This is a genomic window from Streptomyces nitrosporeus, assembly GCF_008704555.1.
GTDB classification, from domain to species: Bacteria; Actinomycetota; Actinomycetes; order Streptomycetales; family Streptomycetaceae; genus Streptomyces; species Streptomyces nitrosporeus.
The window spans coordinates 461,943-480,678 of sequence record NZ_CP023702.1; the positions used below are offsets into that span (position 1 = coordinate 461,943).

General features: G+C 74.6%; 19 protein-coding genes. 7 read left to right on the forward strand and 12 right to left on the reverse strand.

Annotation, left to right across the window (positions count from 1 at the left end; all coding sequences use genetic code 11):
- Positions 1 to 8: 8 nt before the first annotated feature.
- From CP967_RS02085 to CP967_RS02115, 7 genes are all read right to left on the reverse strand, one after another.
- Entirely contained in the window at positions 9 to 629 is a 621-nt protein-coding gene (locus CP967_RS02085) for a GTP-binding protein (protein WP_150486268.1), read from the reverse strand.
- Complete coding sequence (locus CP967_RS02090) at positions 607 to 978, reverse strand: DUF742 domain-containing protein (protein WP_150491652.1); 372 nt, start codon at positions 976 to 978, stop codon at positions 607 to 609. The genes CP967_RS02085 and CP967_RS02090 overlap by 23 nt, the downstream gene beginning before the upstream one ends.
- 2 nt (positions 979 to 980) lie before the next feature.
- Positions 981 to 1,415, reverse strand: a complete 435-nt coding sequence (locus CP967_RS02095; RefSeq protein ID WP_150486269.1) for a roadblock/LC7 domain-containing protein — start codon at positions 1,413 to 1,415, stop codon at positions 981 to 983.
- Between the two features lie 7 nt (positions 1,416 to 1,422).
- Positions 1,423 to 3,633 carry a sensor histidine kinase gene (locus CP967_RS02100; RefSeq protein ID WP_150486270.1) on the reverse strand — a complete coding sequence of 737 codons (2,211 nt, stop codon included), beginning with the start codon at positions 3,631 to 3,633 and terminating at the stop codon, positions 1,423 to 1,425.
- 371 nt (positions 3,634 to 4,004) lie between these two features.
- Complete coding sequence (locus CP967_RS02105) at positions 4,005 to 4,772, reverse strand: polysaccharide deacetylase family protein (RefSeq protein ID WP_150486271.1); 768 nt, start codon at positions 4,770 to 4,772, stop codon at positions 4,005 to 4,007.
- A 32-nt stretch (positions 4,773 to 4,804) separates the two neighbouring features.
- Complete coding sequence (locus tag CP967_RS02110) at positions 4,805 to 5,725, reverse strand: DMT family transporter (RefSeq protein ID WP_150486272.1); 921 nt, start codon at positions 5,723 to 5,725, stop codon at positions 4,805 to 4,807.
- A gap of 21 nt (positions 5,726 to 5,746) precedes the next feature.
- Complete coding sequence (locus CP967_RS02115; RefSeq protein ID WP_150486273.1) at positions 5,747 to 6,562, reverse strand: SDR family NAD(P)-dependent oxidoreductase; 816 nt, start codon at positions 6,560 to 6,562, stop codon at positions 5,747 to 5,749.
- A gap of 202 nt (positions 6,563 to 6,764) precedes the next feature.
- Between CP967_RS02115 and CP967_RS02120 the strand changes: the two genes are divergently transcribed.
- Positions 6,765 to 7,877, forward strand: coding sequence for an MGDG synthase family glycosyltransferase (locus CP967_RS02120; protein ID WP_150486274.1), 1,113 nt, complete (start codon positions 6,765 to 6,767; stop codon positions 7,875 to 7,877).
- Positions 7,878 to 7,888: 11 nt separating this feature from the next.
- On the opposite strand, the gene CP967_RS02125 is transcribed toward CP967_RS02120, so the two are convergent.
- Together CP967_RS02125 and CP967_RS02130 are read right to left on the reverse strand one after the other, a co-directional pair.
- On the reverse strand, positions 7,889 to 9,136 hold the full coding sequence (locus CP967_RS02125) for an MBL fold metallo-hydrolase (RefSeq protein WP_150486275.1): 1,248 nt from the start codon (positions 9,134 to 9,136) through the stop codon (positions 7,889 to 7,891).
- Between the two features lie 105 nt (positions 9,137 to 9,241).
- Positions 9,242 to 9,682 carry a PPOX class F420-dependent oxidoreductase gene (locus CP967_RS02130; protein ID WP_150486276.1) on the reverse strand — a complete coding sequence of 147 codons (441 nt, stop codon included), beginning with the start codon at positions 9,680 to 9,682 and terminating at the stop codon, positions 9,242 to 9,244.
- 121 nt (positions 9,683 to 9,803) lie between these two features.
- On the opposite strand from CP967_RS02130, the gene CP967_RS02135 reads away from it, so the two are divergent.
- The gene (locus CP967_RS02135; RefSeq protein WP_150486277.1) at positions 9,804 to 10,415 is read left to right on the forward strand and encodes a TetR/AcrR family transcriptional regulator; all 612 of its coding nucleotides are present in this window, start codon (positions 9,804 to 9,806) and stop codon (positions 10,413 to 10,415) included.
- A 169-nt stretch (positions 10,416 to 10,584) separates the two neighbouring features.
- Here CP967_RS02135 and CP967_RS02140 read toward each other — a convergent pair whose 3' ends face one another.
- Together CP967_RS02140 and CP967_RS02145 are read right to left on the reverse strand one after the other, a co-directional pair.
- On the reverse strand, positions 10,585 to 11,586 hold the full coding sequence (locus CP967_RS02140) for a DUF6745 domain-containing protein (RefSeq protein WP_150486278.1): 1,002 nt from the start codon (positions 11,584 to 11,586) through the stop codon (positions 10,585 to 10,587).
- Positions 11,587 to 11,740: 154 nt separating this feature from the next.
- Complete coding sequence (locus tag CP967_RS02145) at positions 11,741 to 12,067, reverse strand: hypothetical protein (RefSeq protein ID WP_150486279.1); 327 nt, start codon at positions 12,065 to 12,067, stop codon at positions 11,741 to 11,743.
- A gap of 253 nt (positions 12,068 to 12,320) precedes the next feature.
- Here CP967_RS02145 and CP967_RS02150 point away from each other — a divergent pair, with 253 nt between their 5' ends.
- From CP967_RS02150 to CP967_RS02170, 5 genes are read left to right on the forward strand one after another with little or no spacing between them, the layout of a single operon-like run.
- Positions 12,321 to 13,274, forward strand: a complete 954-nt coding sequence (locus CP967_RS02150) for an STM4015 family protein (protein WP_150491653.1) — start codon at positions 12,321 to 12,323, stop codon at positions 13,272 to 13,274.
- Positions 13,275 to 13,281: 7 nt separating this feature from the next.
- Positions 13,282 to 14,490 (forward strand): STM4014 family protein, encoded by a 1,209-nt coding sequence (locus CP967_RS02155; RefSeq protein ID WP_190175359.1) that lies wholly within the window; start codon positions 13,282 to 13,284, stop codon positions 14,488 to 14,490.
- A gap of 55 nt (positions 14,491 to 14,545) precedes the next feature.
- Complete coding sequence (locus CP967_RS02160; RefSeq protein WP_150491654.1) at positions 14,546 to 15,355, forward strand: STM4013/SEN3800 family hydrolase; 810 nt, start codon at positions 14,546 to 14,548, stop codon at positions 15,353 to 15,355.
- A complete protein-coding gene (locus tag CP967_RS02165) occupies positions 15,355 to 16,746 on the forward strand; it encodes an STM4012 family radical SAM protein (RefSeq protein WP_150486280.1) in 1,392 nt (463 codons plus the stop codon). The genes CP967_RS02160 and CP967_RS02165 overlap by 1 nt, the downstream gene beginning before the upstream one ends.
- Before the next feature lie 14 nt (positions 16,747 to 16,760).
- A complete protein-coding gene (locus tag CP967_RS02170) occupies positions 16,761 to 17,819 on the forward strand; it encodes an STM4011 family radical SAM protein (RefSeq protein ID WP_150491655.1) in 1,059 nt (352 codons plus the stop codon).
- Positions 17,820 to 17,880: 61 nt separating this feature from the next.
- Here CP967_RS02170 and CP967_RS02175 read toward each other — a convergent pair whose 3' ends face one another.
- On the reverse strand, positions 17,881 to 18,708 hold the full coding sequence (locus CP967_RS02175; protein WP_150486281.1) for an SGNH/GDSL hydrolase family protein: 828 nt from the start codon (positions 18,706 to 18,708) through the stop codon (positions 17,881 to 17,883).
- Positions 18,709 to 18,736 lie beyond the last annotated feature (28 nt).

The window sequence follows — 18,736 nt, forward strand, 5'->3', positions numbered from 1 at the left end:
GGGACGGCTCACGGATGGGCTCCGAACCCCGAGAACGGCGCCGGCGCCGTGGCGTTGATGAGGTGCTGCACCAGGGTGACCAGCGCCCCGGTGCCGGAGCTGGCGATCCTGGCGTCGCACAGCACGACCGGCACGTCGGCCCCGAGGTCGAGGGCCGCCCGCACCTCCTCGGGCTCGTAGCGGTAGGCGCCGTCGAACTCGTTGACGGCGACGATGAATCCGATGCCGCGCCGCTCGAAGTAGTCGACGGCGGCGAAGCACTCGGTGAGCCGCCGGGTGTCGGCCAGCACGACCGCGCCCAGCGCCCCCTTGGAGAGCTCGTCCCACATGAACCAGAACCGCTCCTGCCCCGGCGTACCGAACAGGTAGAGCACATGCTGGTCGGAGAGCGTGATCCGGCCGAAGTCCATGGCCACGGTGGTCGAGGTCTTGGACTCGACGCCGTCCAGGTTGTCGGTGCCGACGCTGACCTGGGTCAGCAGCTCCTCCGTGCTGAGCGGCGCGATCTCGCTGACGGCGCCCACGAATGTCGTTTTGCCGACGCCGAAGCCGCCCGCGACCAGGACCTTGAGGGCCACGGGGAAGTACCCGGAACCCGGGGTGCCGTCAGAGCTGTCGTCGTAGACCATCGAGCACTGCCTCCAGCAGGGATCGGTCGGTGGGCATGTCATGGAAGGCCGGGGCGTGCGCGATGACCGCGCCGCAGTCGGCCAGATCGGACAGGAGGATCTTGGTGATGGCCGCGGGGAGCCGGAGGTGCGCCGCGATCTCCGCCACCGAGGTCGGGCCCTCGCACAGACCGAGGGCCACCGCGTGTTCCGGGCCCAGGGGGACGTCGGGCTCGATGCCCGTGGCCATCATCAGGGAGAGCAGGTCGAGTTCGGCGGTGGGCCGGGTCCGGCCGTTGCTCACGGTGTACGGGCGGATGAGCCGGCCGGCCGCGTCGTCGAGCAGGGGCCCGTCCTGCGGGGCCGGCACGCTCACAGCCCCGGTGCGAACGGCGTCCCGGCGGTCTGCCGGGCCGGTGTCACCAGATAGGGCCGGACGCTCTTGACCAGCATCGCCATCTCGTAGCCGAGCACGGCGGCGTCCGCCTCCCGGCCCGCGAGCACGGCCAGGCAGGTCCCCGACCCGGCGGTGGACACGAACAGGAGGGTCGAGTCGAGTTCGACCACGACCTGGCGCACGTCACCGTTGTCGCCGAACCTGGCGCCGGCGCTGCGGCCCAGCGAGTACAGTCCCGCGGCCAGTGCGGCCATGTGGTCCGCGCTGTCGGGGTCCATGCCGTGGACGGACCTCACCAGGCCGTCGGCCGAGAGCAGTACGACGCTTCTCGTGTAGGGCACGCGCTGGGCGAGTCCGCCCAGCAGCCAGTCCAGGTCCGCGGCCTGACCGGCCTGCATGTCGCTCGTCATGGTGCATCTACTCCTTGAACGTGTTCTCGGGTCGTGGGTCGGGGGCGGGCATCCGCAGTTCCCCGAAAGCGGGTGCGGGCACCGTCCCGGAAGCCGCCGGACCGCGGACCGGCAGCGGGGCGAGGCCGTGCGGGGGCCGCCGGGGCCCGGCGGCCCCCGGGGGGACCGGGACGCCGGTGGTGTGCGGCGTGGTTTCCCGCGCCGGGGCGGGAACGACGGGGTCCTCGTCGGCCGTCTGGGCCTCGGCGAGATCCACCCCGCGGCGGAAGGCGGCCATCAGCCCCGGGTCGTGCAGGACGGTTTCGCCCTGGAAGGCGCGGGACGCGGGCGCCTCCTTGAGCTGTGGTGCGAGGTGTTCCTGGTTGCTGCGCCGGGGCAGCCGGGGGCGAGCGGGTGTTTCCGGGCGGGCCGCCTCGGGCGGCCTCGCGGTGCTGCCGTTCGCGGCCCCGGTGCCGTCGGCCGCCGCTCCGGCCGCCGTCCGGCCGTCTTCGGCCGGGGCCCCGCCGGGGGTTCCTTCCGCCGTGCCGCCGAAGAGCGCGGTGTCCTCGCCGTGACGCGGAGGCGTCGTCGTACCGCCCCCGCCGTACGGTGCGCCGGCAAGGTACGCGGCCGGGGCGCCGTCGCCCGTGTGCGCGGCCGCGAAGCGGTCGCCGACGGATCCGGGGGGTGGACCGACGGCGTCCGCCGTGCGCTCCGGCGGTGTGCCTCCGGTCACCGGCCCCTCCGGCCGGCCCGCCGGAGGGGCGGCCGGGCCGGGGGCGTCCACGCGCTCGGGGTGCGGGGCCCTGTGCTCATAGGCGTCCCCGGCCTGCCGGGGCGGCCGGTCGAGCCGGGCCGGTTCCTGCCGCGGGCGGGAGGCGGCCGGCGGTGCGGCCGTGCCGCCTCCGGCGGGCGGGCGGTGTACGTCGGCGGGCTGCGCCCGCGGCACCGCGCCGGGTACGGCGTCGCCCGCCGTACCGGGGTCCTCGTCGGCGCCCAGGAGTGCCTCCGGCAGGACGAGCACGGCTTGGGTGCCCCCGTAGATGTTGCTCTGCAGACGGACGGCGATGCCGTGCCGGCGGGCCAGGGAGGCGACGACGAAGAGGCCGATCCGGCCGTCCTGGAGCAGGTGGGCGACATCGACCCGGTCGGGGTCGTTGAGCAGCGTGTTCATCCGCTTCTGCTCGGGCCCCGGCATACCGAGTCCGCGGTCCTCCACCTCCAGGGCGAGCCCCGCGGTCACCCGCTGGGCCCGCAGCAGGACCTGGGTGTGCGGGGCGGAGAAGACCGTGGCGTTCTCGACGAGTTCGGCCAGCAGGTGGATGACGTCGGCGACGGCGTGCCCGTTCAGGGTCCCGTCGACCGGCGGCACCAGCTTGACCCTGGGGTACTGCTCGACCTCGGCCGTCGCGGAGCGGAGCACCTCGATCATGCTCACCGGGCTGCTCCACTGGCGCCGTGAGACGGCTCCGCCGAGCACGGCGAGGTTCTCCGCGTGCCTGCGGATACGGGTGGCGAGGTGGTCGACCTGGAAGAGGCCCTTGAGCAGGTCGGGGTCCTCGACCTCGTGCTCCAGCTCGTCCAGGATCTGGATCTCCCGGTGCACGAGGGACTGAAGCCGCCGCGCGAGGTTGACGAACACCTCGACCTTCTGTTCGTCACCGGCCTTCCGCTCGTCGCCGGTGCCGTGGGAGAGCCGGGACGCCTCGACGAGGGCGGCGACCGCCGCGTCCTGCCCTCGGTCCATCTCGTGGGCGAGCAGGTCGAAGGGGTCCTCCCCGGCCCCGGCGGGCCGGGCCGCGTCGCGCTCCGGCACGGGCCCGCCGTCGCGGAGCAGTTCCATGACCCGCTGGAGTTCGGCGTGGTGCCGGGCGGTGGTGCGCCGCAGGGCGAGGGCACGGTCGGACACCGCGGCGCAGACCCGGCCGGCCCCGACGAGGGCCGCGGCCACAGCCGCGACGGCCAGCGCACCGGAGCCGCCGAGCACCGCCAGGAGACCGCCGGACGGGCGGACCCCGGAGAACCGGATGGTGAAGATGACGGCGGCGGCACCGCTCAGCGCGGCGGCGACGGCCGGCAGCAGCGCCGCGCGCAGGATCTGTGGTCGCATACGGGCCTCGGGGGCGGGCCGCGGGGTGCGCGGCCGGCTCGCGGCCGGGTGCGAACGGCCACCCGGACGGCCGTGCCGCCCGCCTTCGCGGCGTTCCGGTCGCGCGGCGGGGGCGCGAAGTTGAGACATCATCGTCCTCGGTACGGGGGCACCAGGAATCGGCAGTTCGTGTGGTGACACCTAAGGGGGTCGGTCGGTCAAGAGAGTCAACGGCTGGGAGGGCCCGCTCGATATGGCTCGACCGATATGGCCCACCGTTGATCACCGGCCACACACGGTAGTCGTGAATCGTCCGTGTCCGGTGCGCAGTTGGCGAACTTGCCCGGGAGCCGTCCCGCTCTGGTATGACGTCCTGCACAGACTTCCGAATGCGCCCGACATTCCGATCGACACCACACTCCACAGTCGTTCGGACGCTCGAATTCATGGCGCTCCCGCCGCCCGCCGCCCGGCGGTGCGCGGGCCGGAGCGACGGCGGCACGGCGGACGCACGGCCGCCCTCAGCGCCGAAACCGGCCCCGTCCGTCCGGCGGGAGGCCGTGCCCGGCGAGCGGGCCGACGGCCATGCCTTCCGCCCGCAGGCCGCCGACCAGTTCCGGCAGCATCGCGAGCGCCGCCCGCCAGCTCCGCCTTCCCGACAGGTCGGCGTCGTGCAGCAGCACCGTGCCGCCCCCGCCGCGCAGCTGGCCGCGCACCGTGGCCAGCACCTCCCCGGGGGTGGCGTCCGGCTCCCAGTCCCGGCCCCAGGCCGACCACAGCACCGGCCTCAGTCCGCAGCGCCGTGCCGCGGCCCAGCGGCCCCCGGTCAGGATCCCGTAGGGCGGCCGGTACCAGAGCGGCCGGGTGCCGGCGGTCCGGCGTACCGCTTCGGCGGCGGCAGAGACCTCTCGCAGGTCCCGGCCGGGGGCGGGCGCCCAGGGGCGGCTGTGCGTCCAGCCGTGCACGGCGAGCTCGTGGCCGCGCCGGACGATGTCCCTGCCGAGCCCGGGATGGCGCAGCAGGCTCTCCCCCAGCACGAAGAACGTGGCGTGTACGGACAGCTCGTCGAGCAGTTCCAGGAAGTACGGGGTGGACCCGGGGTCGGGGCCGTCGTCGAAGGTCAGTGCCACCCGGTCGGGGTGGCCGAGGCCCGCCAGGGCGGGGAGGCAGGCCCGGCGCAGGCCGGGGAGCCAGGTGCCCGCGGGCACGACGTGGGCGGCCGCCACCAGTGCGGCGGCGGCCGCCGGGACACCGAGCGCCAAGGCGGCCTTGGGCTGTCCGGGGTGCATCGGGGTTCGTTCCTCCTCGTGCTTCGTCGCTCTCACCGGCCGCCGCCGCGTGCGGTGCCGGCCGGTGGCCGTGCCGCGTCCCAGTCGCCTGCGACGGCCGGGGAGAGGGAGAGCCCCACCGTCCCTGCGACCAGCAGGCCGATGCCCGCCACGGCCGTCACGGGGTGGGAGCCCAGTGCGACCCGCTCGCCGAAGAGCACCCCGCCCAGTGCCACGCTGACCAGTGCGTCCCCCAGGGTGAGGGACGGCTGCGAGGCCGCCAGCGAACCGGCGCGCAGGGTGCCCTGGAGCAGCAGCATGCTCAGCAGTCCGGCACCGCAGGCGGCGTAGAGGTACCCGGTGCCGAACACGGCGGCCGCGCTCTCGGGAACGCGGCCGGTCACCTCCTTCATGAGCGCGGCCGTGCAGGCGAAGCAGGTGGCCGTGCCGAGCCCGAGCACCGCCGCGGAGACCGCGCCGCGGAACATCCTGCCCAGTACGCCGAGTACGGCCACCGCGGCCACGGCGCAGGCGGCGACGGGCAGCCAGACGCCCGCCTGTCCGGTGCTGTCGCCGGTCGAGGGGCCGGCGGCGGTGAGGAAGAGGGCGAGCCCGGACGCCAGCATGAGGAAGGACAGCCAGGTGAGGCCGCCCGGCCGGTGGTGGAAGACGAAGGTGCCCAGCAGCAGGGTGAAAAGGAGTTCGGTGGCCATCAGGGGCTGGACCACCGACAGGCTGCCGACCGCCAGCGCCCCCGCCTGGAAGCCGGCGGACAGCCCCAGGGCCGCCGCCCCGGCCAGCCAGAAGGGACGCCGCAGCAGGCGTACCAGCCGGGCGGCCGCCGAACCCACCCGCCGCACCCGCGGGGGTTCCTCGGACTCGGTCTGCTGCATGACGGCCCGGCGCTGCAGGACGGAGGCGGCGGCGTTGGCGAAGGCGGCCAGCAGCGCCAGCAGCACGGCGAGGGAGCTCATCTGCCCGTCGGCCCGGGGCCGTCAGCCGAAACGGACGGCGAGCCGCCGGTAGAGTCCCGGGGCCACCGCGCGCACCGCGCCGGGCAGCCGCAGCCAGCCGGGGACGTGGACGTCGTCGCGGCCGGAGACGACGGCTTCCCAGACCGCGTCCGCGATCCGCTCCGGGGGCACCGGGCGGGGCCATGAGCGCGGGTACCGGGCCCCGCGGGTCGCGAAGAACGGGGTGTCGACCACGGCGGGGACCACCAGGGTGACGCGCACTCCCGTCCCCCGGAGCTCCTGGCGCAGCGCGTCCGCGAACGCCGCGACGGCCGCCTTGGCCGCGGAGTACACCGCCTCGCCGCGGACGGCCGTGGCACCCGCCACCGACCCGATCAGCACGATGTGGCCCCGGCCGGCCTCGATCATGCCCGGCAGCAGCAGCCGTACGAGGTGGACGACGGAGGCCAGGTCCACGGCGATGATCCGGTCGACGGCGGCCGCCGGCATGGAGCGGAAGGGGCCGGCCCAGCCGATTCCGGCGGAGGCCACGAGCAGATCGACCCGGCCGGCGGTGTCCAGGGCCTGCTCGGCCAGCTGCTCGGTGCCGGTGAGGGTCCTCAGGTCGGCGCGGAGCGCCGTCGCGCGGGCCGAGGCGGCCACCGAGGCCAGCCGTTCCCGGTCGCGGCCGCTCACCAGCAGCCGCCATCCCTCTTCGGCTGCGATCCGGCCGCAGACCGCGGCCCCGATCCCCGAGGAGGCTCCCGTCACCAGGGCGACGCCGGTCCGGCTCTCCCGCCCGGCCACGGTACGGCCGCCCGGCGTGTCACGGCGGACGGTGTCCGTTACGCGTGCCATGCCCTCTCCCTGTGTCGGCTCTGTGCGGTGCCGCCGCCTTCACGAGGTCGGACATGACGGGACATGAAGGCCGAGTCCGGGTATGGAGTATCCCGGGACCCGCCGGGCCCGCATCAGAGGTGATCGTGTGCGCAGGCCATCACCGGCGGACCGACCTCATAGCTGGACCCACTGTCTGCCGACGCCCGGGAGCTCGCAACCGATGAACGCACCGCAGGGACGCTTTCTGATCCTCAGCGCCGGGATGGGCTCGGGGCATCACGCGGTCGCGGCCGAACTGGCCCGCCGGCTGGAGGCCGGCGGCGGACGGACCAGGACCGTCGATGTCCTCGGCCTGCTGCCGCCCGGTGCCGGCCGCGGTCTGCGGACGTTCTACCGGACCGCCATCCACCACGCCCCGGCCGTCTACGCGGGGGTGTACGCGGCCTTCTTCCGCGCCGGCGAGGGCCCGCGGCCCGGGAGCGCCCCGCTGGCCGCCCTCGCGGAGCGCCGGCTGCTGGGGCTGGTCCGGCAGGAGCGGCCGGATGTGGTCGTGTCGGTCTTCCACCTCGCAGCCCAGGTGACAGGCCGGCTCCGGGCGCGCGGAGCGCTCACCGTGCCGAGCGCGGTGGCCGTCACCGATTTCGCGGTGCACCGCCAGTGGCTGCATCCGGGGAACGACCTGTACCTGTGTCTCACCCAGGACCTGGCGGACGGCGTGCGCCGGGCCGTCCGCCGTCCGGCGTACGCCTCCGGTGCCCTGGTGGCGCCCCGGTTCCTGGCCCCGGCAGACACCGCCGGGGACTGGCGCCGGCGTCTGGGGGGCCGGGGCCGCCCGCCGGTGCTGATCTCGACGGGCGCCTGGGGGGCGGGGGGCGGTGTGGGGAAGACCGCCCGCCTGGTGGCCTCGGCCGGCTACCGGCCCGTCGTGCTCTGCGGGAGGAACGACCGGCTGCTCCGGGAGGTGTCGCGGGCCGCGCCCGCGCACGTCCTGGGCTGGGTCGAGGACATGCCGGGGCTGCTGGCGGCGTCCCGCGCGCTCGTCGACAACGCCGCCGGCCAGACGGCGCTGGAGGCCATGGCGGCCGGGGTGCCGGTGATCAGCTTCCGGACGATCCCCGGGCACGGGAAGGCAGGTGCCCTGACGATGGCGGAGCAGGGGGTCTCCGCGTACGCCCCCGGCCCCGGCGCGCTGGTCCGGGCCCTGGACGCGCTGACCCGGCCCGGACCGGCACGGGAACGGCGGATCTCGGCGGCCGCGGGCCTCTTCGCGGGCGAGGGCGTACGTCCGCTGGAGGCCCTGCTGCGGCCGGCCGGGCGGCTCGGCGCGGGCTGAGCACGGCCTGCTCAGGCGTCGTCCGTCACCAGGTCCATCTGGAGGGTGCCGCGGGCCGGTGGCACATGGACCGGAGGCCAGTGGCCCCACCCCTCGGCGGGCTCCTCGGCCACGGCACGCCACCACGGTTCGACCGGTCCGGGGTCGGCGGGTTCGAAGGGCAGGCCCGGCCGGGGAGCGGCCATCGTCGCCCCTACGGACTCCATGGCCCGCATGGTCCACTCGGCGGGTTCGGCCCACGGGTGGAGCGCGAGGTTGAACGTGCCCCAGTGGATCGGCAGCATGACCCCCGCGGCCGGGTCGTCGCCCTGGAGGTCGAGATGGGCGCGGACGCCCTGGTCGGGGTTCATGTGGATGTCGGGCCAGGCGCCCGGGTCGGGCGCACCGTGCCTGCGGTCCGCGGGCCAGTTGTCGGAGTACGCGCCGATCTGGACCATGGTCGCGTCGAACGGGCCGTGCTCCGCGCCGATGTCGCGGAAGCCGGAGAAGTAGCCCGTGTCCCCGCTGTGGTAGACGCGGTGGTCCGGGCCGGCCACGACCCAGGACGCCCAGAGGGTGTGCTGCTGGTTGCGGAGCCCCCGCCCGCAGAAGTGCCTGGCCGGGGTGGCGGTGAGCCGGACACCGGCGACCCGGACCGACTCGTTCCAGTCGAGCTCGTGGATGCGGCCGACGGGCACTCCCCAGTGCTCCAGGTGCGCGCCGACCCCCAGCGGTACGGCGAAGACGGTGCCGGTGGCCGCGAGGGCCCTGATCGTGGGCAGGTCGAGGTGGTCGTAGTGGTCGTGCGAGATGACGACCACGTCGACGGGGCCGAGCGCGGCGGCCGGTACGGGCGCGGGGTGCAGGCGCTTGGGGCCGGCGAAGGGGAACGGGGAGCAGCGCTCGCCCCAGACGGGGTCGAAGAGCACCCGGGCGCCGTCGATCTCGACGAGCACGCTGGAGTGGCCGAACCACGTCAGCCGCAGGCCCGTCCTCGCGGGACGGGCCAGGTCCGCCACCGTGGTGGCGTGGACCGGCACCGGGCCGGCCGGAGCCCTGCGGGCCCGCTCCTCCTTGCGGAAGTACCCCCTGGCGAAGTCGGTCATGGAGCCGGTGGGTACGGTCCGTTCCTCCACCGGGTTCTGGAACACACCGTCGGCGAAGTGCGGTGAGCTGCGGATGCGGTCCAGCCGCGCCCCGGCCGGCTCCGCGCCGAAGGCGGCGGGCCAAAGCGAGCGGAGTCTTCCGCGGAGTGAGGGCTGGCGGTCGGCGCCGGTCACGGGGCCTCCTCGGGCAGTAGGGGGTGGTACTTCGTCAGGCGGGGCGGCACAGGCCACGGGGGGTCAACGCACCGGCCTGCTTCCACGTGCCCGTGCGGCGCGGTCTCACGCACGCGGCTGCCCGTAGACATGGCCGATGCGCAGGGTCAGCACGACCCTGCGGTCCTCCACCATGGCCCGGCGGTAGTCGTCCCAGTCGGGGTGCTCGCCCCTGAGGTCGCGGTAGAGCGTGATCAGTTCCTCCACCGTCCCGTCGTGGAGCTCCGCGGCCGGCGGGGTCAGTTCGGCGGTGGCGTCCACGGCGGTCCACGCCCACCGGTCGTCGCTGGTGACGTGGTAGCTCGCGCGTGGGTCACGGCGGAGGTTGCGGGTCTTGGCCCGGTCCTCGGTGACCGAGATCCTGATCACTCCCTCGCCGGGGTAGTAGGCGTGGTTCACGTTGGACAGCTGGGGCCTGCCGTCGCGTCCGAGGGTGACGAGCACGCCCCCCGTGTGTTCGCCGACGAGGCGGAGGAGTGCTTCCCGTCCGGGTTCGTTGTCCGTCATGCCGGTTCCAACGTCCGTGCGCGCCCGGGGATTCCGCGTTCCGGCCGGCACCGGTGCCGACGGGTGCCCGGTGCGGGCACGGGGCCGGTGCGGGCACGGGGCCATTGGATAGGGTGACGAGATGGCGAGGATACGGCTGAGTGTGGCGGAGCGGCGTGAGGAGCTCCTGCGCGCCGCCGTCGAGCAGATCGAGGTGCGGGGTGTGTCCTCGGTGCGGATCGCCGACGTCGCCTCCGTCCTGGGCGTGAGCAACGCCCTGGTCCTCTACCACTTCTCGTCCAAGGAGAAGCTGGTCGCGGCGGCCTTCGCCTATGCGGCGGAGGCCGACCTGGCCCATCTCCGGAAGCTGATGGCCCGTCGGACCAGCGCGGTGCGCCGGCTGCGGGCCGCGGTCCGCTGGTACGCCCCGACCGGCCAGGCCAAGGGCTGGCGGCTGTGGATCGAGGGCTGGGCCGCGGCGTTGCGTGACCCGGTCCTGCGGGAGGTCGCCGGTGACCTCGATCAGCAGTGGAAGGCGGAGCTGGCCGAGGTCATCGAAGAGGGCGCGGCCGCCGGTGAGTTCCACTGCGACGACCCCGTCTCGGTGGCGTGGCGGCTCACCGCCCTGCTGGACGGCCTGGCCGTCCAGACGACGTCCTACCGGGGTCCGCTCTCCCGCTCCACCATGCTGCGGTGGACCGATGAGGCGCTCGCCCGTGAACTGGGGATCGCTCAGGCGGCGCTGACCTCCTGAACGGTGACGGCCGCCTGAAGGGTGACGGCCGCCCGGGCCGCACACACGGGTGGTGCCCCCCGGCGGCACCGCCACGCGGCCCGTGCTCCACCCTGCCGTGGCGCCACCGTGCCGGACCGCTGCCGCGCGGGCAGCCGCGGGCCCGGCGCACCCGCCGTACCCGTGCGCGTCAGGTCTGGCGCGCCGGGGCGTACGCGTCGGCGTCCAGTCCGAAGGTCCAGGCGACCCCGGCCCTGGCCGTCCGCGTACCGGGCGGCACCCTGAGCCAGTAGGTGCGGCAGGTCCCGTCCGGCTCCGGCGTGGAGTTGACCACCTCGACCGTGACCACGTCCTCGTCGCCGTCGAGCGGGATCCGCCAGAGGATGCCGGTCTCGTCGCGGTGCACCGGTTCGGCGCCCGACTCGCTGAGGTAGCGGTCGTAGCCGTAGTACTCCAGCATCACGCGGCGCAGTTCCGCGTTGTCCTCGGCGCGTATCCGCTCGGGCGTCAGGGCCGCCAGCTCGTCCAGGAATTCGGCCGGGACGGGCATGCCCCGCCAGGCGTACAGCGCGAAGCCGTCGCGGTAGGCGAGTGCCGGGCCGTCGCCACGGTCGAGCCTGCCCGCCTCGTCGCGGTGGAGGTCCACCGGCCGCTCGCTGATGACCACGGCCCGTTCGTAGGGCCACCACCAGCCGGCGTTCCGGGCGACCCGGGCCAGGCCGGTCAGCCGGTCGCCGCGGCCGTCGAAGGCGGCGAGCCAGGCCGCGTCGTGCTGGCCGAGCACCGCGTCGAGCAGCACGAGGCGCACATCGGACTCGTCCTCCGGCACGGTGGTGAGTTCGGCGACGACCCCCGTCCGTATGCGCTCGGCCAGGGCGGCCGTGGTCTCCCACAGCTGGGCGCCGGTGGCGGACCACAGGGCCGACCAGCCGGCCGGGCCCAGTTCGTCGTACATGCGGCGGCGTTCCTCGGCCCAGGGGCGGGTGCGTACCTCCTCCCGCACCGAGCGTCCCGCGTCGGTGAGCTTCTCCACCGTCTCGACGGCCGCCCGGGGCGAGTCCGCCCAGATGATCCGCTCCGGTTCGGCGAGTCCGGCGCTCCGGTAGGCGAGCCGCACCCCCTCCTCGGCGGCGCTCCGGTCCGCCTCGCCCGTCTGCGCCGCCACGGCCCGCCAGTCGTTCACGTACTGCATCGGTGTCTCCCCGTATCCTTCTCGTCTTCTTCCGGCCGCGTTCCGCCTCCGGTGCGGCCGGGTGCCCGTCCCGGGGCCCGTCTGCCGCCCCGTCGTCCTGTTCCGTGCGGTTCCCACCGCCGTGGCGCCCTCGCCCCGGGGGCCGCCGCCGGTGTCAGTCCGCCACGATGCGGACGGCTCCCGGGGCGTACTCCCGTTGACGCACCACGCGGAACCAGCCCTTGGGGAGGGCTATCACGGCGTGCTCCTCGTGCACCACGCGTCCGCCCTCGGGGAGATGGAGCAGCATCGGACCGAACGGGCCCGCCTCGCGCAGGAGTCTGCCGGGCCCCTGGACCGCGTGGGCGTGGCCGGTGACCTCGCCCAGGGCGAGGACCAGCCGGCCCCGGCCGTCCCGCAGTTCGCCCGGCGCGTCGAGGAACTGCGCCGGCACCTCCGACTCCTCCAGCGCCATGATCAGCACATCGCCCTGCCGGTACACAGACGTCTCCCCTCCGAGGCGGCACCCTGTGTGCCGACCACGTACGGAACGCTACGGCGGGGGTCTGACAACGCGTCCGCCGGCCGGTCGCGGGACCCGGTACGGAGGGCGTTCCGCCGCAGGCCGGAGGGCGCGGGGGCGGCCGCGCGGGGGTGGCACGGCCGGCGGCACACAGGCCCGGCCGCACCGTTGTCAGTGGGACTTGATAGACCTTGCGGACAACAGCCGTCCTCAGCAGCAGGAGATCAGCGCGATGTCCGGTGTGGAACACGTAGACGAGTTGCTCGGCCTTCCGGCCCTGGACTTCGACCCCGAGGCCGACAGGGCCGCACTGCCCGCGGCGGGGGATGTGGCCTGGCGCCTCCGCGTCGAGCCGTACTCCTCCGACGGCCCGGCCTGGGAGGAGCTGTTCGCCGCCTTCCTGGAGGCGGTGGACCCGGCCGGGGTGCGGGCGCTGATCATCGGGCAGTGGGGGGAGTCGTACGAGGAGACCTCGGCCTACCCGATCGGCCTCGTCGTGGCCGCGGCCGGCCGTCTCACCTCGCTGGAGGCCGTCTTCGTCGGCGATCTGGAGATGGAGGAGGCCGAGATCTCCTGGATCGAGCAGTCGGACGTCACCGTTCTGCTCGACGCCTTCCCCGGTCTGGTCGCGCTCGGTGTCCGGGGCGGCAGCGAACTGGAGTTCCCGCCGGTCAAGCACGATTCCCTGCGGGCGCTCACCATCGAGACCGGCGGTCTGCCCGCGGCCGTGGTCCGGGGCGTGCTGGACAGCGAACTGCCCTCGCTGGAGCGCCTGGAGCTGTGGCTGGGGGTGTCCGCGTACGGCGGGGACGCCACCCTGGCCGATCTCGCGCCGCTCCTCACCGGCACCCGCTTCCCCCGGCTCCACCACCTCGGTCTCTGCAACAGCGAGCTGGAGAACGAGATCGCGTCCGCCATGGCCTCCGCGCCGGTCGTGGCCCGGCTGCGGACCCTGGCGCTCTCCGGGGGCACGCTCGGCGACGAAGGCGCGGCGGCGCTGCTGGAGGGCCAGCCGCTCACCCATCTCGGCACGCTCGATCTGCACCACCACTTCCTGACCGAGCCGATGGAGCGCAGGGTCACCGAGGCCCTGGAGCCGCACGGGGTGCGCGTCGACCTGTCGGAGCGGTGCGAGCCGTGGGACGGGCGCGGTGCAGCCGGGCGTTACACGACGGTCGCGGAGTGAGCGGGCGATGACGGTGACGAGCGCCGTGCCGTCCCCGGCGGGCGGCACGCCGCCCCTCGCGGTCGTCGGTGTCCCCGGCAACCGCAGGGTGGCCCTCTTCCAGGACGCGGTGCGTGCGGCCGGACTGCCTCCGGCCCGTGTCGTGCCCTGGCGCGAGGTGCTGGGGGGTGAGGCGGTCTTCCGGCCGGGCGAGCTGGTCCGGGTGGACTCGCCCGGCGAGGACACGGAGACCGAGCGGCTGCTGCGCGGGGTGGACGACCCGACCCGGGTGGAGGGCTCGGCCCTCTGGTACACCCGGTTCACCGCCGCCGTACGGGACGTGGCCGCCCGCGCGGCATCGGCCGGCGCCGTACTGCTGGACGATCCCGGCGACATCGCGGTGCTCTTCGACAAACGGCTGTGCCACGGTGTCATGGACGCCGCCGGAGTCCGGGTACCGGACTCCCCCACCTCCGGAGCGGGGGCCGCCCCGGTGCGCGGCTGGGCGGATGTCCGCCGGCTGATGGCGGACCACCGGATGCCGCGGGCGTTCGTGAAGCTCGCGCACGGATCGTCCGCGTCCGGGGTGCTGGCCGTGGAGACGGCGGGCCCCGGCCGGGCCCGGGCGACGACCTCCGTGGAACGGGACGGGGCCGGCCGCCTCTTCAACTCGCTGCGGGTGCGCCGGCTGACGTCCGAGCGCGAGGTGGCGGCGGTCGTCGACGCGCTCGCCCCGGACGGCCTGCACATCGAGCGCTGGCTGCCCAAGGCGTCCGTGCCGGGCGGGCGGGTGGCCGACCTGCGGGTGGTGGTCGTCGCCGGCCGGGCGACGCACGCCGTCGTGCGCACCAGCCGCTCCCCCATGACCAACCTGCACCTGGGCGGGGTACGAGGCGACCTCGACCAGGTGCGGGAGACGACCGAGGCCGCGGGCGGCGACTGGGCCGGCGCCCTGTCGCTCTGCGAGCGGGCCGCCGCCTGTTTCCCGGACACCCTGTGCGTGGGCGTCGATCTGCTCCCGGCCATCGGCTGGCGGCATTTCGCCGTCGGCGAGGTGAACGCCTTCGGCGACCTGCTGCCGCGTCTGACCGGCCTGCCGGGCAGCGGCGCGGAGGGGCTCGACACCTACGCGGCGCAGGTCGCCGCGGTGCCGGGGAGGTCCGGCCGCCGCACCGCCCGAGAAGAAGCCCCTGGCAACGACCGAGCAAGGAACCACCGTGCCGCCCCTGCCCTCTGATCCCGCCCTCCGTGCGCCCGGCGCACCGGACGTACCGGATGCCCTCTCCCCCGACATGAACGCGGTGGTGGGCAGCCACGATCTGCTGCTCGTCACTCTGGACACCCTGCGGTTCGACGTCGCGCAGGAGCTCGCCGCCGCCGGCCGCATCCCTCACCTGGCCCGCCATCTGCCCGGTGGCGCCTGGGAGAAGAGGCATGCCCCCGGCAGCTTCACCTACGCCTCCCACCAGGCGATCTTCGCGGGTTTCCTGCCGACTCCGGCGTCCCCGGGCCCTCATCCCCGGCTGTTCGCGGCGCGTTTCGCGGGCAGCGAGTCCACCGCCGGGAACACCTTCGTCCACGAGGCCCCCGACCTGCCCTCCGGTCTCGCCCGGGCCGGGTACCGCACGGTGTGCATCGGCGGTGTCGGGTTCTTCAACCGGCGGCCGCCGCTCGGCTCGGTGCTGCCCGGCATGTTCCAGGAGAGCCACTGGGAGCCGGAGTTCGGTGTCGCCTCGCCGACCTCCTTCGAGGCGCAGGTGGCCCGCGCCGAGCAGGTCGTGGCCGCGCTGCCGCCGGACCGGCGGCTGTTCCTCTTCGTCAACGTGTCGGCGATGCACCAGCCCAACTGGTTCCATCTGCCCGGTGCCACCGCCGACGCGGGTGACTCCCGCGCGACCCACGCCGCCGCCCTGGAGTACGTCGACCGGCACATCGGCCGCCTCTTCGCCGCCGCGAGCAGCCGCCGGCGGTGTTTCGCGATCGTCTGCTCCGACCACGGCACCGCGTACGGCGACGACGGCTACACCGGCCACCGGCTGGGCCACGAATCCGTCTGGACCGTGCCGTACGCCCACTTCTTCCTCGACCCGGGGGCATCCTGATGACCAGCACCACCGACATCACGGGCACCGCGGACGCGGGTGACCCGGCCGCCGGCGGCCCGTACCGGAGCTATGTCTACGCCTACCCGCACAAGACGGCCTACCGCCCCCTCGGCGGGCACCCCGCCGGACGGCCGCCGCTGAGGGAACTGTGGGCGGGCGAGCCCAAGGACGCGCTCTCCCTCTACCTCCACATCCCGTTCTGCGAGGTCCGCTGCGGCTTCTGCAACCTCTTCACCAGGATCGGCGCGCCCGACGAGCTGAGCACGCGTTACCTCGACGCCCTGGACCGGCAGGCCGGGGCGGTCCGGGACGCGCTGGGCGACCGGGAGCCGGTGCGTTTCGCCTCCGCCGCCTTCGGCGGGGGCACGCCCACCTTCCTCACGGCGGGTGAGCTGGAGCGGCTCTGCGACATCGCGGAGAAGCGGATGGGCGCGGATCTGCTCTCGGTCCCGCTGTCGGTGGAGACGTCCCCGTCGACCGCAACGGCGGACCGGCTGGCGGTCCTCGCCGGCCGGGGGGCGACCCGGGTGAGTATCGGTGTCCAGAGCTTCGTCGACGCCGAGGCCCGCGCCGCCGTCCGCCCGCAGCACCGCTCGGAGGTGGAGGCCGCCCTCGGCCGGATACGCGACGCCCGCGTTCCCGTCCTCAACATCGACCTGATCTACGGCATCGACGGGCAGACGGAGCGGAGCTGGCTCTTCTCGCTCGACGCCGCCCTGGCCTGGGGCCCCGAAGAGCTGTACCTCTACCCGCTGTACGTACGGCCGCTGACGGGTCTCGGCCGGAGCGCCCGGGTGGCCGGCGCCGCCGATCCTGCCTGGGACGAGCAGCGGCTGCGGCTGTACCGCGCGGGACGCGACCACCTTCTGGCCCACGGCTACGAGCAGGTGTCGATGCGCATGTTCCGCCGTGCCGGCGCTCCGCGGGCCGGGGCCGAGGACCACGCCTGCCAGACCGACGGCATGATCGGTCTGGGCTGTGGTGCCCGGTCCTACACCTCCACGTTGCACTACTCCTTCGACTACGCCGTGGAGATGCGGGAGATCCGGGGCATCATCGACGCCTTCACCGCCGCGGAGGACTTCTCCCGTGCCGAGGTCGGCCGTTACGTGACGGGGGACGAGGCCCGCCGGCGCCATCTGCTGCAGTCGGTGCTCCAGGCCGAGGGCATGCGGACGGACGGTTACCGGGAGAGGTTCGGGTCCGAGCCCTTCGCCGACTTCCCCCGCGAGCTGGGGCTCTTCGCCCGGCGCGGCTGGCTGGACCCGTCGGCGGGCCCCGGACTGCTGCGGCTGTCACCGGAGGGGCTGGCCCACTCCGACGCCCTGGGCCCGGAGCTGTTCTCCCCTTCCGTGCGGGCCGCGATGGCCGCGTACGAGGCGAAGTGAGCCGCCCGGTGGACGTGCGCCCGCCGTCCGTCGCGGCCCCGGCGGGATCCGGGGCCCCGACGGCACCCGACGGTCTGACGATCCTCTACCGCGGCCCGCTGGCCTCCTGCGACTACGACTGCCCCTACTGCCCGTTCGCCAAGCGCCGGGACAGCGTCGAGCGGCTGCGGGCGGACCGCGCCGCGCTGGAGCGCTTCACCGGATGGGCGGCCGGGCGGACCGGCGAGCGGCTGTCGGTGCTGTTCACCCCGTGGGGCGAGGGCCTGGTGCGCTCGTGGTACCGGCGGGCACTCGTCGAGCTGTCCCGGTTGCCGCACATCGGCCGGGTCGCGATCCAGACCAACCTCAGCGGCCGCACCGCGTGGCTGGCGGACGCCGACCGGGACAAGGCCGCCCTGTGGTGCACCTACCATCCGGGCCAGACCCCGTACGGACGTTTCCTCGGCCGGTGCCGGGAGCTGTCGGAGCTGGGGGTCCGCTTCAGCGTGGGGGTGGTGGGTCTGGAGGAGCACCTGGAGGAGGCGCGAAGACTGCGGGCCGCGCTGCCGTCCGAGGTGTACCTGTGGGTCAACGCGGCCGAGGGCCGCAGCTACACGGACGAGGAGGCCGGCCGCTGGACGGACCTGGACCCGCTGTTCCCCTACAGCCGGTATCCGCACGCCTCGGCCGGTCTGCCCTGCCGGACGGGCGAGTCGGTGATCTCGGTCGACGGTGACGGGACGGTGCGCCGCTGCCATTTCGTCCGGACCGAGCTGGGCAACCTCTACGACGGCAGCTACCGCCGCTCGCTCGGGCCGCGTGGCTGCCCGCTCCAGGTCTGCGACTGCCATATCGGCTATGTGCACCTGGAGACACTGCCGTTGTACGACGTCTTCGCGGGCGGTGTGCTGGAGCGGATCCCCGCCTCTCCGGCACCCGCCTTCCCGGCGCCCGCTGCCCCGGCAGCCGCTCCCCCGGTGCCCCTCCTCCCGGCGTCCGCCCTCCCGGCTCCGGCCCCCGCCGGGACGGCCGCGCCGGGCGGGCCCGCCAGAGCGGCCGCTGCCCGGCGTACGCTCCCGCTGCTCCCGCCCTGACCGGGCCCCGGGCCCGCGGCGACCTGCCGGGCCCGGGATCAGGGGCCCCGGGATCAGGGGCTCAGAGAGGCAGCAGGTCCGGACGCTTGGCTTCCACATGGTCTCCGGAGGACTCGCCGCGCAGCCGGCGTCCGATCCACGGGACGAGGTACTCGCGTGCCCAGTGGATGTCGTCGCGCCGGACCTCGAGGGTGCCCCGCTGCGCCTGCGGCGGCCACGCCTGGTCCGGATCGGCCGGCACGTCGAGCCCGAGCACCTGGGCCGCCCGCAGCGCCACCCGGGTGTGCCCCTCGGGCGAGAGGTGCAGCCGGTCGTCGTCCCAGGCCCGCCGGTCCTGCACGGACCGCAGCGACCACAGGTCGAGGACCGGGCAGTCGTAGCGGTCGGCGATGGCCCGGACATGGGCGGTGTACGTGGCCACCTTGCCGCGCAGGTGCCGGAGCACCGGGATGCCACGGGTGTCGAAGCCGGTGGTCACCATGACCGTTCCGACCGACCGCTTCAGGTCGGCGACGGCCCGCTCGAAGCGTTCGGCCACGTCATCGGGGTCGGAGCCGGGCCGGATGATGTCGTTGCCGCCCGCGCAGAAGCTCACCAGATCCGGTGCGAGCTCCTTCGCCCGGGGAACCTGCTCCTCGACTATCTGGTCGAGGAGGCGTCCGCGTACGGCGAGATTGGCGTACCGGAAGTGCCCGTGCGGATCGTCCGCGCGGCCGGTCGCTGCATCGGGGAGGGGGAGCTGGTCCGCGAGGAGGACCGCGAAACGGTCCGCCCAGCCGACGAACGCCCCGTCGGGGCCGGGGTCGCCGACTCCCTCGGTGAAGCTGTCGCCTATCGCTGCGTACGACCCGATGATGCCTCGTTGGTTGTTTCTCGAATCGTCTGCCACGGGCACACATCTTGCCTTGCGGAATGTG